A 13,868-nucleotide genomic window follows, 5' to 3' on the forward strand; every position below is an offset into this window, starting at 1 on the left:
GGGTATGAAAAAAAATATATTGTTTGTCATTCCAAGTCTTTCAGCTGGTGGTGCGGAACGAAGCTTAATTAATTTAATTACTCAAATTGACTTCAATCAATATAACGTCGATTTATTTTTGTTTAGTCATAAAGGCATATTTATGGATTTAGTGCCTGAGAATGTTCACATTCTGCCGATGTCTGAAAGTTATTATCGTTTTATTAAGCCTCTTTTCCCTTCGGTATCCCAGTTTTTGGTTAGGAGAAATGCAAAGCTGGCCTATAGTCGATTCATGTTCAGTTACAAAAGTAGGATGTCTAAAAGCGTTAGTATTAACGAGCAAGAAGGATGGAAGTATATTGCTCGTTCCATTGATTTAGTAGAGAAGAAATATGATGTAGCTATTGGGTTTTTAGAAAAAACCTCTATTTATTTTTGTGCGGAGAAGGTTAATGCCGCCAAAAAGATAGGATGGGTCCATAATGATTACGACAAGCTGGGGATGAATCCTTATTTTGATCAGGGGTATTTCGCAAAGATGGATCATATTGTAACCGTTTCTGAAGAATGCGGCCATATTTTAAAACAAAGATTTCCCGATCAACATTCAAAAATTGAAGTTATTCATAATATTGTCTCTCCGAAGATCATTAATCAGCTCGCTGATTTGGTTGAGAAGGATGTTTATGATCGTAAGAGTGATGAGCTAGTTATTTTATCTATTGGTCGTTTGCATGCTCAGAAAGGATTTGAGTTGTCGATTAAAGCCTGCAGAATTCTATTGGACAAGGGTTATAAATTCCAGTGGAATATAATCGGCGAAGGTGAAGAAAGGGAAAAACTATCCGCCCTTATTACAAGTGAAGGATTGGATAAAAATATTAAACTGCTTGGTCTGAAGGTAAACCCATACCCTTATATTAAACAGGCGGATATATATGTACAAACCTCATGGTTTGAAGGAAAAGCAATTGCAATCGATGAGGCGAAAATATTGAATAAACCTATCGTCATAACTAATTTCAGTACAGCTAAGGACCAAATTAAAGATGGCGTTGAGGGATTAATCGTTGATTTGGATGTCGATGCCATAGCAGTTGGGATTTCTAAGTTGATAGAGGATCAAGAGACTCGTACAAGGATGACAAAATATTTATCGAGTCTTCATTTAGGGACGGAAGATGAAATTCATAAATTGTATAAAATTCTCGAATAGGTGGATATGCCTTGAAAATTAAAATTCTATTTGTAATGAATAATTTAAATTGCGGCGGTGCCGAGAAGTCGCTTCTCTCGTTATTACAAACAATCGATTATTCGAGATTTGATGTGGATCTCTATTTGTTCAAGCACGAAGGAATATTTTTAAATAAGATTCCAAGCTCTGTGAAATTGTTAGAAGAGCCTGTTCAGTACCGATATTTTGATATGTCTATGAAACTGGCAGTCATAGATTGTTTGAAGAACGGAAAAATAGGGTTAGCGTTAGCAAGATTGAAAGCAGGATACATTTTTTATACAGAAAAGAATCCAGCAAAACTTGAGCAAAGAGTTTGGAAATATTTATCTAAAGCGCTGCCGGTGCTCCATAAAAGGTATGATGCTGCAATAGGTTTTCTTGAGAAGGATCCTATTTATTTCAGTATTGAGAAAGCAAACGCAACAAAAAAAATTGGATTTATTCATAATGATTACGACAAGCTGCGGATGGATCCGTCTTTAGATGCCCCATACTTTGAGCAATTAGATCATCTAATCACGGTCTCGGAAGGATGTGGAGAAGTATTGATACAACGCTTTCCACAGTTTATAGAAAAAATTAGAGTCGTTCATAACATCGTATCGCCTACACTGATTCATGAAATGTCAGAGGAAATGACCGAATTAAATCTGAACAAAGGAATTTCTATAGTTTCAATCGGACGATTGAATTACCAGAAAGGTTTTGAAATGGCAATAGATGCATGTAGGATTTTAGTGGCTAAAGGGTATAACGTAAACTGGTATGTAATAGGGGAAGGGGAAGAACGGGGTAAGTTGGAGCAACTGATAGATATGCATCAGCTCACTGACCACTTCCATTTAGTAGGGATTAAAGAAAATCCATATCCTTATATCAAAGAGGCAGATATTTACGTTCAACCATCACGGTTTGAGGGGAAATCCATAGCTATTGACGAAGCAAAGATTTTGCATAAACCAATTATTGTTACTAATTTCAGTACAGCAAAAGATCAAATTGTACATAACCAAAATGGATTAATTGTTGACATGAATTCAGAATCGCTATCTGAAGGGATTCAGCAGCTGATAGAAAATGAAAGTCTAAGACAATTCTTCTCAAACCAGCTTTCAAAGGAAAATTTCGGAACAGAGCTGGAAATTGAAAAGCTATATGCGTTGATATAATTGTTTGTGAAGGAGCGAATAAGATGCTAGAGATTCTAGCTGTTATTTTATTGGGGCTAATCGGTATTATAATATTTATTGATATTATGCCAATTAGCAGGGATTGGCTGAGCAGAATACATATCGGTAGATATAGAAATAAACAAGAATGGAATCAATCCATTACGCATATTGGCGTTAATTGGCTTAATCATACACCAAAAATTAAAGTAACTGATAATGTTAGACTGGTAGCAATCGACATGCTGAAAGGTAATTATTCTAAGAGTGTTATTCAGCATTGGCAGGAAGCATCTTTGTTATTAGGATTATCCGAGTGCTTGAAGAATGGTACAGATAAAGAGCTTGAAACAAATATCAAACAATTTCTTAAGACAAAATTCGACGAGAATGGTCAATGGAGGGAACTTCCTTCCTACATCGACTCTGCCATTCTTGCTTACGGAGTTATGAAGCTAGAAGGTATAGACACCCAAAAATTCAAACCGGCTTTTGACAGTACTTGGGAGCTTATACAGTCACATATCGGAGAAGATGGAACGGTTCAATATCGGAAATTTATGAAAAATTATCGATATGTCGATACGATAGGTTTTATCTGTCCGTTTCTGGTTACCTATGGAATAAGGTACAACAAACAGGAATGTGTACAGTTAGCAGTCAAGCAGTTGGAGCAATATGAAAGGTACGGTATGCTTGACGATCATTTCATACCAAGTCATGCATACCACATGGGAAATGCACTACCACTCGGTTTATTTGGCTGGGGACGCGGGCTAGGGTGGCTAGCAATTGGTCTTTGTGATGCTTGGAGTGAATTACCGGAAGCACATGATTCAAAGGCGAAACTAGAACGGTTTGTAAAAAAATTCGCGCGGGCCATTCTTGTTTTTCAAAGGCCAGAAGGAAATTGGAACTGGACGGTAACACGGAATGAAACAAGAGCAGATTCATCTACTACAGCAACATTAGGCTGGTTTTTGCTTCAGGCATCTCAGATTGAAGAACTTTCTGAAGAATGCTCAGCAGGAGCAGAGAGAGCAATCCAATACTTAATGAAGGTAACAAGAAGAAACGGTGCAGTTGATTTCTCACAAGGGGACACAAAGGATATTGGAGTGTACTCTATGTTATTTAATATCTTGCCTTTTACTCAAGGTTTCTGTATTCGAATTGTAAATTATAACAAGAGAGTAATATAGACTGAAGAGCAATGAGAACAGTAACAATGGGATTTGTCAGATAGGAGCTTCGCATGAGGGTAAAAAGTTCATTATTGAATATTTCAGTCGGGCTAGGTAACCAGCTCATTATAACGGTTTTGAGTTTTATATCCAGGACGGTTTTCATTAACAGCTTAGGCATGGAATACCTAGGGATTAATGGGTTGTTTACTAGTATTCTTGCCATGCTTACATTGGCAGAGGCTGGAATCGGCTCAAGTATTATATATAATCTCTATAAACCTGTTGCCGATAATGATAGGCCCAAAATATTAGCCTTAATGGAGTTATACAAAAAAGCATATCTGGTCATAGCAGGAGTAGTACTAGTTCTCGGTTTAGGGGTTATGCCTTTCTTGGATCTCTTCATCAAAGAAACGAGTGTTGAAAACCTCAATTTGATATATATACTTTTTCTTATCAATACAGCTGCTCCCTATTTGTTTGTTTACAAACACTCTTTTCTTAATGTAAATCAGAAAAACTACATCGTAACAGCTGTATTTTCAATTTCAGCGATTATCTCTACCTGCATGAAAATAGCAATTTTATACTACACGGAGAACTATATTTTATATCTTGCAGTAGAGAGCGCTCTTTCCATTATAACATCCATTATTCTGGTCTTAATTGTAGATAAATTATATCCATACTTAAAGGAAAAGGTAAAGAGCAAGCTGGATCCCGAAACGAAAGCCAATTTCATTAAAAATATGAAAGCGATCATTCTTCAAAATGTCGGGAATTACTTTATTTTTGGAGTAGACAGTATTCTTATCTCTTCTTTTGTCAGTATCGCAGCGGTAGGTCTGTATTCAAATTACAAAATGCTTATTGATATTTGTCGAACATTCCTTAATCAGATATTTGCCAATATGTATCACAGTTTGGGTAATTTGGTTGCGAAAGAAAGTCCCGATGCTGTTTATCGAATATTCAAGGTTACATATCTTCTTAACTTTTGGTTATATTCACTCTTATCAATTGGTTTATATTTATTAATTGAGCCGCTGATCGACATTTGGATAGGCGAAGAGTATAAAATGACGAATGTAGTACTGCTGATATTGGTTCTATCCTTTTATGAAAGAGGCATGCGGAACTCTTTAAGCGCAGTGAAAACGACAGCCGGTATTTTTCATGAGGACCGATTTGCTCCTTTATTCCAGGCTGCGGTCAATCTTGGTTTATCACTGATCCTTGTACAATATTTAGGTATTGCCGGTATATTCATTGGAACATTAGTTAGCGGATTAGCGGTTCCTTTTTGGTATACGCCATTGCTTGTTTATCGTAAGGTATTTCGTCAGCCTGTAGTGCACTATTTTATGAGTTACATGCTCTACACTGCTATTGGAATTGTTGCATGTATCATTGTTGGTGGAATCAATTATTTTCTTCCGACATCCAACGTACTATGGCTACTGCTTAAAGGCATAATCTGCCTCATTCTAGTAAATGGGATTTATATTATCGTATTCCATAGAACGGAGCAATTCAAATATTTACTCGGTATTTTTAAAAATCTATTAATCAAACTACCAAACATAAGTGCAATATTCAGAAGGGCAGAAAAGCGACGTCATGGTATAGAAGCTGGTGGAAATAAGTAACCTTTTACGGATAAGCTACATAAGATAGTGTAAAAGGAAGGTGAGTTCTATGAGTCAACAAGGCTCTTACCGAATAGAACTAGACCGTTTTGCTATTAGCAACTTAGGCATAAATGCAGCTGAGACTACTAAAGGAATAAATGATGCTATTAGTTGGGCTAAATCGCAAGGATTTGTACATGTCATTCTACCAAGTGGAAATTATATTGTAAGAATGGATCCAAGTACTCTCGTAGCTATTAACATGTTGAGCGGTATTCATTTAGAGCTTGAGCAAGGCTGTGTAATAATGCTGGAGGGGAATTCATCTCCAAGTTATACGATTGTCGAAATGAGAGGAATTAATAATGCAAAGATATCAGGTGGTAAACTAGTAGGCGATAAGAAAAACCACGTATATGAGATTTTTGTGAAGTTTGTTAGGGGAGGTATAAACGCTGACGGAACGCTAAACAATGACCCCAACTGGATTCGCAGCGAGGTGATTGACCGTTACGCAAACCCCGGGCTTCTTGCAAGCTTTAGACTATGGAGCATTGCGGGTGTAAATGCTACAGGCTATCAATTCTATCAATATAAAGATACCGTATCTAAAACAACACTTACTGGCTCACGAACGAACGGTGTTTTTGCACCGGCCAGCTCAGGAGGAAGAGGCTGGTTTCTTAATGAGGATAAGGATTTAAGTAAAAATAATAAAATGATTTTTGCGATACCCATTACAGCTCCTCTAACAGATAGTCAAATTGCGGATATTCGGGCTAAGGTTGATAATTCATTTTATACGCATGAAAGCGGGTACGGGATCGGATCGTTTGGATCCAATAATATAGAAATAAGCAATATGGAGATTTCAAATTGTACCGGCGATGGAATTTTAACGGGTTATGAGAAATATCAGCTTGATCCTACCTTATATACGCAGGAACAGATGGGTCAAAATGTTCTTATTCATGACTGTCATATCCATCATTGCAGAAGACAAGGAATTTCTATCTGTGCTTCAAATGATACTCATATTTACAGAAATAAGATTCATCATATTGGCTATGATGACGATGGTGTAACAACTAATTTTAGAAACGGTACACCGCCCATGTTCGGAATCGATATCGAATCAATGTACAGTGAAACCAATATTCCGTATAAAACAGCAGATCGTCCTAATGGGTTTGAGCTTAATTATCGCATATTTATACAAGATAATTATATTTATAATAATGCACGTGGACATCTAGTTAATGCCGATGGTACAAATCTCTTGATAGAGGGAAATACCTTTGAAGGCGTTAATATTGGAGGTGTTAGCTCAAATCCGAATTTCGCAAATGTCAAATACATTAATAATTCATTTGATGGGTGTGAGTTATGGGTACAGGGAGATAACTTTGTTAACGGAGCTGTTATTCGAAACGGAAATTTAAGACTGCTGGATGTAAGGGGAGCAGTTGTTCAAAATTGTCAGGTTAAAAACGGCTTAGTATATGGTTCAAGCGTGTATGGTTATTTTGGATCACCTGCTGTTGATGTTGCTACAGGCACATTCACATTTAAATCACCTCATCTTATGGGTAACGGAGCACAAGTATCGTTTGAGCAATGGTCCGGTAAGATTCCGACAGGCATAAGTACAGATAAGCTGTATTATACCGTAAATGTTACTTCACTAGGGTTTCAGGTATCTGAATCGCAAGGTGGTGTGCCAGTCATTATTAAGGATGCGGGTGTTACGGGATTTAACTTGGGTAGATATAATTATGGCAGATGTTATCTAACCAATATAACCGTTGAACGAGATTGGCGTTCTGATAATTCGTTAACTCCGAACTTTAATTTATTAGCAGCCGGAGCTGTTATCAAGGATGTAACAGTGAAAAATTATGATGTATCTATATTAGTTCCGCAAGATTATGCAGGACGTCCAATAGTTGTAGAGGGCTTAACTCTTATTGAAGGCTCTGCAAGGTTTGAGGGTTGCCATATCAGCAATAGTGAATTTATTCGTGCAAAGACTCCTCTTTTAGGTAGTACTGATATTCAGCTAGGTTCAAGTGATACTAAATATATGAGACAGAATACACTAAGAAATGGATTGTTTCAAAATCTTGGACTCGTCATGGATGGAAATTCGCTTGTAACAGGAACTACTTTTATTAATGCTGTAGTTGGAAAAGCAGATAATAACAAAAAAGCAGTCATTTCTCATTCATTTTTTGATAATAGTAAAATCAACTTTAATTGGTTGAGACAAAATAAATCTGCAATTATTACGAAATCTGTATTTAGAGGAGTAACCGTGACAGGTACTGCGCCATATATCTGGCTAGATGATATCTCGGATTTGGGAAGTACTGTATAGCGTAAGTGAAAGAAGAAAATATATCCCTGTAGTTTTTCAAGATGCAGGGATTTTATTCCATATAGTGTTCTTAATAAAGAATAAATACGTTTCTTATAATGAAGGCTGAGAGGGGTCAATGAAATGGCTATCTTAATTACGGGTGGAGCAGGTTATATTGGAAGTCATACATGTGTGGAACTTCTTGAAGCAGGGTATGAGGTAGTTATTGTTGATAATTTGTCAAATAGCAGCTACATCTCATTAAACAGAGTTGCAGAAATTACAAACAAAGCCTTTACATTTTATCAAATGGATCTAATGGATCAAATCGGACTTGAAGGTGTTTTCACCAGACATACAATTGATGCAGTAATTCACTTTGCAGGATTGAAGGCAGTAGGTGAATCTGTGCAATTGCCACTGTCTTATTATCACACTAATATTACTAGCACCTTAATCCTGTGTGAGGTTATGAAGAAGTATGGTGTTCATAAGCTTGTATTCAGCTCCTCTGCAACGGTATATGGTCGACCGGAACATGTGCCGATTGAAGAAAGTTCTTCGCTTGGAGCAACGAATCCTTACGGAAGAACAAAGCTCATGCTAGAACAAATTTTACAGGATTTAGCGGAGTCTAACGAGCAATGGGGGATTTCAATTTTACGATACTTTAACCCAATTGGTGCACATAAAAGTGGAAGAATTGGCGAGAATCCTAATGGTATTCCAAATAACCTTATGCCATACATATCTCAGGTAGCTGTAGGCAGGCTTAAAAAAGTTAATATTTTTGGAGATGACTATCCAACCATAGACGGCACAGGCGTAAGGGATTATATTCATGTCGTGGATCTTGCGAGAGGACATCTATGTGCACTGGAAAAAATCATGAACAAATCAGGTGTGGATATATTTAATCTCGGAACTGGGCGCGGGTATAGTGTATTAGAGATGATTAATGCATTCGAGAAGGTATCGGGACGAAGTATTCCATATTCATTTACAGATCGTAGACCAGGAGATATTGCCATTTGTTATGCAAATACGATGCTTGCAAACGCGGAGTTGAATTGGGTTGCGACACTTGGGATAGAGGAGATGTGCGCTGACTCATGGCGCTGGCAATATTTGAATCCAAATGGTTATGAGGAAGAGACCACTAGAGATTCCATTAAAGAATTAACATCATAATTAAAAGCTGAGTAATAATTAAATACAATTAGGTCTGTTTTCTATGTCTGTTGATAGCTCTTACCTATTTCTCGTTCCGTTTAACATTACTTAAATAAATTCGACAAAAAATGTAATTATCTATCATTTTTGTGAGACATGAAGCGACAGTATGCGCACTTGTGGTGATTTATAATACATCTATAAACGAATGACAAGCATGGGAGACGTTGAAATGCGTTTAGTATCTGGGCACCTTAAACGCATGGAGTCAGTGGTGCAACCGTCCTGAAATGAATGGGGGACATGGGAAGATGGTACTAGCTAAAGCAGAAGATATTCAGGAATTGGATATGGAATGGGTAACATTAATCATGAAAGCACGTTCTTTGGGATTCAGCAAGGACGAAGTAAGGAAAGTATTGCTTTGTCTTGAAGAAAGTAAGGATAATGATGTGCAAGTAACGGCTGTATAAAAGTGGAAAAAGCGCTATTCGCGCTTAATTTTCCATTTATTAAATTCTAAAAACTCTTTAAATTGATCTTTGCTCACACCGGAAGCCATAGCTTCTCTTACTAAATCAGCCCACTCGTTGTCTAAATTGTCGGGTTTGCGATCATTTTTTTCATCGGTATTTAAAAAATCTTCAACCGTCACATTCAATACGGCGCCTACCTTTTCGAGGAATTGAATCGAAGGATTTTGCTGGAGCCCTCGTTCAATGGAGCTTAAATAAGATTTAGCGACGCCCGCCCGTTGGGATAACTCTGTAAGGGATAGGCCATTTCTCTTGCGCAGCAGTTGAATGCGTTCTCCAATCATAACAAATTCCTCCGTTATCACATCGTTGTAGACTATTTCTATTATAACGAATTATTCTTAATTACGAAAGGTTGTTAGCTATAACGCACTTATTTTTTTATTCAAACATTAAAACCACTTATTTTAATAATGAGTGGTTATTTTTTTATTTATAAGAGTACTATGTAGAGTTGAAAAAAATGTTTTTATTGTAAAATACTCAGGCGAAAAACTAATCGACATTTTGTTTTTAATAAAGAACAAAAACTATGAATTTTTTGCAGTTTATCGTAGAAAAGTCATTGACAAAGGTTTATTTCAGGTGTAATATTCAAATATGTTCTTTATAAAGAACTAAAAACAAATGCCTAATTTTTGAAACAAGTACGTTAATAAAACAAATTCGATGACCACCCGGAGGCCACGATGAGCGCCATCGCAGGAGTTTTTCATACCGGCAAGGAAAGTTTGGCATGGCAGCAGGGCGATGCTTTAATGGAGGCACTTTCTCAGTTTCCATGTAATACAGCTCAAGCTTGGCATGACGATAATATATTTTTAGGTTGTCATAATCAATGGATTACACCTGAGTCGATCAATGAACGTAATCCTTTTTTGGATGATGAACGAGGGCTTGTTATAACTGCAGATGCAATTATTGATAACCGCATAGAATTATTCAACCGACTCGGAGTAGAGCAGCAATTAAGAAGAAATATGACGGATAGCGAGCTAATTTTATTAGCTTATGATAAATGGGGGGATAGAACACCTATTTATTTAGCTGGTGATTACGCCTTCCTAATCTGGGATTGTAGAAGACAAAAGCTGTTTGGTGCTAGAGACTTCTCCGGAGGTCGCACGCTCTATTATCATCGAAATAATGAGCGTGTTGCCTTTTGTACAACAATTGAACCCTTACTTACATTGCTGGGTAAGGAGAGATTGTTAAATGAACAATGGCTTGCTGAGTTTCTGGCTATTTCTGGCATGGTTGACGTTGCGGATGCATCCAAGACGGCTTATCGGAATATTGAGCAGCTCCCTCCATCTCATACGATAACGATAACTGCAGGACGAATTACTCTTGCAAGATATCACCAACTGAGACCAGATGAAGTCGTACGCTTTAAATCAAATGATGAGTATGTTGAGGCATTTCAGGATGTGTTTCAACAAGCTGTTACTTCAAGGCTGCGGACACATCGTAATGTCGGAGCACAGCTTAGCGGCGGTTTGGATTCAGGCTCTATTGTTGGCTTTGCTTCAAAGGCATTGCGACCGCAAAATAAAAGTCTGCACACGTTCAGCTACGTACCTACAAGCGACTTTGTTGATTATACACCCAAATCAATGCTGACTAATGAAAGACCACTTATTGAATCGACTGTTGGGCATGTGGGAGGTATTGAAGAGCACTACCTAGATTTTCAAGGGAGAGATTCTTACTCCGAAATCGACGGGTTTCTAAATATTATGGAAATGCCTTATAAGTTTTTCGAGAATTCTTTCTGGATGAAAGGAATGTTTGAGAAAGCAGAGGAGCAAGGAGTTGGTGTGCTGCTTAATGGTGGCAGAGGCAATTTGTCAATCTCGTGGGGAGATGCCATTCCTTATTACGCCACATTGTTGAAAAAAATGAGATGGATCAAGCTGCTTCGAGAAATGCGTCAGTATAGTCTGAATATCGGTTCTGGTCGTGCTCATGTATTTTCAAATGTAAGCCGTACTGCTTTCCCCTTTATAGATCAATTGCGCCCCATTGGAGAAAATTATCATTATCCTATGATTATTCATCCCGATTTCGCCAAAAGGACCGATGTATTTAATCGGCTTAGTGAATATGGAATTGATGCTTCTGGATGGTTTGCAGCCAAAAATGTGTACGATGAAAGAAGAAGCCATTTTGATGAAGTCTATCATTGGAATGCAGGCAATACGCTTTCGACAAAACTTTCATTAAGACACTCATTATGGAAGCGAGACCCCACTAATGATATACGAGTCATTCGTTTTTGCTTGTCACTACCAGAGGATCAGTACGTTCAGAATGGAATGGATCGAGCCCTGATAAGACGTGCAACTCATAATTTATTGCCCGACAGTGTAAGGTTGAATCAGCGCACAAGAGGAGTGCAGGGAGCGGATTGGGTTCATCGTATGCGTCCCAAATGGCAAGCATTCACAGATGAGCTGAGAAAAATGAGCCAAGATCGAGAATTCATGCAATTTGTTGATTGCAATGTGATCCAATCAGCGCTAGCACAAATTGAGCAAGGTGCTCAATCTAAGCTTGCGCTTGATCCGAATTACAGATTATTGATGCGCAGCCTAATCGTTTATCGCTTTCTTATAAAATTGAATTGAAGGGAGGTGACAAAATGCAAACGAAAAAACAATGGAATAAACCTGAATTAGAGGTCCTTCATGTACATATGACTGCGGCTTCTACTAAAAACGGTCCACTTACTGATGAGGCTTATATACCAGGTAAATGGTCTGAAAACCCACGTTTTACTAGCTAAGGAATTATGTGTGTTATGAAGAAGAAGGTCCTTATACTTAAGTAGTATAAGGACCTTCTAATTATTACTAAGGAAATTGATGGAGTGAGGACCTTGCAGCTGACGGGAACGAAAAAGGTGTATAGTGCGTTTGGACTAACGATCGAGAGCGAAATTCCATTGCCGGAATTGACTCCTATTTTAGGAGACCGTAAGCCAATAGACATAACAATTCTAATCGATAGCTCTTTTACAGAAATGATTGAACTGGAGCCTTATGATTTTGTTGTTGAGAAAAACGTTGTAACAGTAAATATGCCGGACGCGGGAGTTTTTCGGATCCAAAATGGTAATCAGATCATCATATCACCTAATAAAGGTGCAGATGATGATCTGATTAGAATTTATGTTCTCGGTACCTGTATTGGTGCACTGCTATTTCAACGCAGCATGTACCCGTTGCATGGAAGTGCAATTGCCATCAATGGTAAAGCTTATGCATTCGTTGGTCATTCCGGTGCTGGGAAATCGACTTTAGCTTCAGCTTTTATTAGACGGGGTTATTCGCTCTTGAGTGATGATATTATTGCTGTGACACGGGATTCCTTAGATCAAATGCCATTAGTTATCCCAGCTTACCCGCAGCAAAAGCTATGGCAGCAAAGCTTAGACGCATTTGGTGTAAACAACGAAGAACTTCGATCTATTTATGGAAGAGAGAATAAATTTTGTCTTCCAATCGAGGCAGACTTTTGTTCTAATGTATTGCCGCTTGGAGGGATATTCGAGCTTGTAATAACGGAATCAGATCAGGTGTCAATTGTTCCTGTTCATAAACTTGCTCGCCTAGACCTCTTATTTCAACATACATATCGACAATTTTTAGTGCAAAAGCTAGGACTAACGCGGTGGCATTTCACTAAATCTGCCTTACTCGCTGAGGAATTGCCTATTTATCAGGTGCAAAGACCTATCGCAAGGTTTACCGCTCCTGAGCTTGTCGAACTCGTTTTACAAACCATATCTACGGGGGATTAGAAGATGACAAAGAGCCAAGCAATTACGATTCAAACATTAGAGTTACAGCAGCTGATTATGCAAGATAGCAACAATATTGTAAGTGATATGGGCGGAGAAAAGGTGATTTTGAGTATTGAGAATGGTAAATATTATAATTTGGGTGTAATGGGCAGCCAAATATGGAATCTGATTAAACAGCCTGCAACGGTATCAGAAGTAGTTGAAGCTTTACTTCAAGAATTTGATGTTGCTAGAGAAGTGTGTGAAGAGCAAGTGCTTTCTTTTTTGTCTCATCTACTTGAAGAACGACTCGTTTATATAAAAGATTAAATATATGGTGATGTCATGGGGAAGTTGATGAAATTAAAAGCATTGTTTTCATTGGATTTCAAAACACTATTTCTATTAATAGAGGCAACATTATTACTAGGATACGCTCGTATACGGATTCTAAATCAGCCGTTTTCTAAAATCGCTCCTACTCTTGGGCAATACATGAAAGAAACGGAGAGTGATGCTGAAGCAGAGCATAGAAAAACATTAGTGCAAATCCGTTATGTTCTTCAAGTTGCAAGCAGAAATACGCCTTGGGATAGTAAATGTTTAGCTCGAGCAATAGCTGGCATGCAAATGCTGGAGAGACGTAAAATAAGCAGTACACTTTATTTAGGTACAACAAAAGATGAAGCCGGCAAGTTGATTGCTCATGCCTGGCTGCGAAGCGGAGCCCTTTATATTACAGGTTCAGAAGAAATGCATCGATTTACGGTCACCGGTATGTTTGCTAATGTAACCTATTCCTAA

13 protein-coding genes and 1 riboswitch are annotated in these 13,868 nt (G+C 37.9%); of the genes, 12 read left to right on the forward strand and 1 reads right to left on the reverse strand.

All coding sequences use genetic code 11. The features are described 5' to 3' along the window. Positions 1–4: 4 nt before the first annotated feature. From AC1DM9_RS22625 to AC1DM9_RS22655, 7 genes are all read left to right on the forward strand, one after another. Entirely contained in the window at positions 5–1,198 is a 1,194-nt protein-coding gene (locus AC1DM9_RS22625; RefSeq protein ID WP_477511043.1) for a glycosyltransferase, read from the forward strand. 11 nt (positions 1,199–1,209) lie between these two features. Further along, a complete protein-coding gene (locus tag AC1DM9_RS22630; protein WP_477582355.1) occupies positions 1,210–2,391 on the forward strand; it encodes a glycosyltransferase in 1,182 nt (393 codons plus the stop codon). Between the two features lie 23 nt (positions 2,392–2,414). Continuing rightward, positions 2,415–3,593 (forward strand): glycoside hydrolase family 88 protein, encoded by a 1,179-nt coding sequence (locus AC1DM9_RS22635; protein ID WP_477511041.1) that lies wholly within the window; start codon positions 2,415–2,417, stop codon positions 3,591–3,593. 53 nt (positions 3,594–3,646) lie between these two features. Then, positions 3,647–5,227, forward strand: a complete 1,581-nt coding sequence (locus AC1DM9_RS22640; RefSeq protein ID WP_477511040.1) for a lipopolysaccharide biosynthesis protein — start codon at positions 3,647–3,649, stop codon at positions 5,225–5,227. A gap of 49 nt (positions 5,228–5,276) precedes the next feature. Then, positions 5,277–7,586 (forward strand): right-handed parallel beta-helix repeat-containing protein, encoded by a 2,310-nt coding sequence (locus AC1DM9_RS22645; protein ID WP_477582358.1) that lies wholly within the window; start codon positions 5,277–5,279, stop codon positions 7,584–7,586. A gap of 123 nt (positions 7,587–7,709) precedes the next feature. Next, positions 7,710–8,759: a UDP-glucose 4-epimerase GalE gene (galE, locus tag AC1DM9_RS22650; protein ID WP_477511038.1), complete on the forward strand. Its 1,050-nt coding sequence runs from the start codon at positions 7,710–7,712 to the stop codon at positions 8,757–8,759. Positions 8,760–8,952: 193 nt separating this feature from the next. Beyond that, a riboswitch (cyclic di-GMP riboswitch) is annotated at positions 8,953–9,036 on the forward strand. A 16-nt stretch (positions 9,037–9,052) separates the two neighbouring features. Beyond that, on the forward strand, positions 9,053–9,214 hold the full coding sequence (locus AC1DM9_RS22655; RefSeq protein ID WP_144376746.1) for an anti-repressor SinI family protein: 162 nt from the start codon (positions 9,053–9,055) through the stop codon (positions 9,212–9,214). A 14-nt stretch (positions 9,215–9,228) separates the two neighbouring features. Here AC1DM9_RS22655 and AC1DM9_RS22660 read toward each other — a convergent pair whose 3' ends face one another. Then, positions 9,229–9,561, reverse strand: a complete 333-nt coding sequence (locus tag AC1DM9_RS22660) for a helix-turn-helix domain-containing protein (protein WP_477511037.1) — start codon at positions 9,559–9,561, stop codon at positions 9,229–9,231. A 405-nt stretch (positions 9,562–9,966) separates the two neighbouring features. Here AC1DM9_RS22660 and AC1DM9_RS22665 point away from each other — a divergent pair, with 405 nt between their 5' ends. The 5 genes from AC1DM9_RS22665 to AC1DM9_RS22685 all read left to right on the forward strand — a co-directional run bounded on the left by AC1DM9_RS22665 (position 9,967) and on the right by AC1DM9_RS22685 (position 13,868). After that, positions 9,967–11,907: a lasso peptide isopeptide bond-forming cyclase gene (locus AC1DM9_RS22665; RefSeq protein WP_477511036.1), complete on the forward strand. Its 1,941-nt coding sequence runs from the start codon at positions 9,967–9,969 to the stop codon at positions 11,905–11,907. Between the two features lie 14 nt (positions 11,908–11,921). Then, positions 11,922–12,065: a paeninodin family lasso peptide gene (locus tag AC1DM9_RS22670; protein WP_477511035.1), complete on the forward strand. Its 144-nt coding sequence runs from the start codon at positions 11,922–11,924 to the stop codon at positions 12,063–12,065. Between the two features lie 84 nt (positions 12,066–12,149). Further along, positions 12,150–13,082 (forward strand): aldolase, encoded by a 933-nt coding sequence (locus AC1DM9_RS22675; protein WP_477528720.1) that lies wholly within the window; start codon positions 12,150–12,152, stop codon positions 13,080–13,082. Positions 13,083–13,085: 3 nt separating this feature from the next. Then, a complete protein-coding gene (locus AC1DM9_RS22680) occupies positions 13,086–13,394 on the forward strand; it encodes a lasso peptide biosynthesis PqqD family chaperone (protein ID WP_477511033.1) in 309 nt (102 codons plus the stop codon). Between the two features lie 15 nt (positions 13,395–13,409). After that, the gene (locus tag AC1DM9_RS22685) at positions 13,410–13,868 is read left to right on the forward strand and encodes a lasso peptide biosynthesis B2 protein (RefSeq protein WP_477582362.1); all 459 of its coding nucleotides are present in this window, start codon (positions 13,410–13,412) and stop codon (positions 13,866–13,868) included.

Source organism: Paenibacillus sp. 01T431, assembly GCF_056398625.1.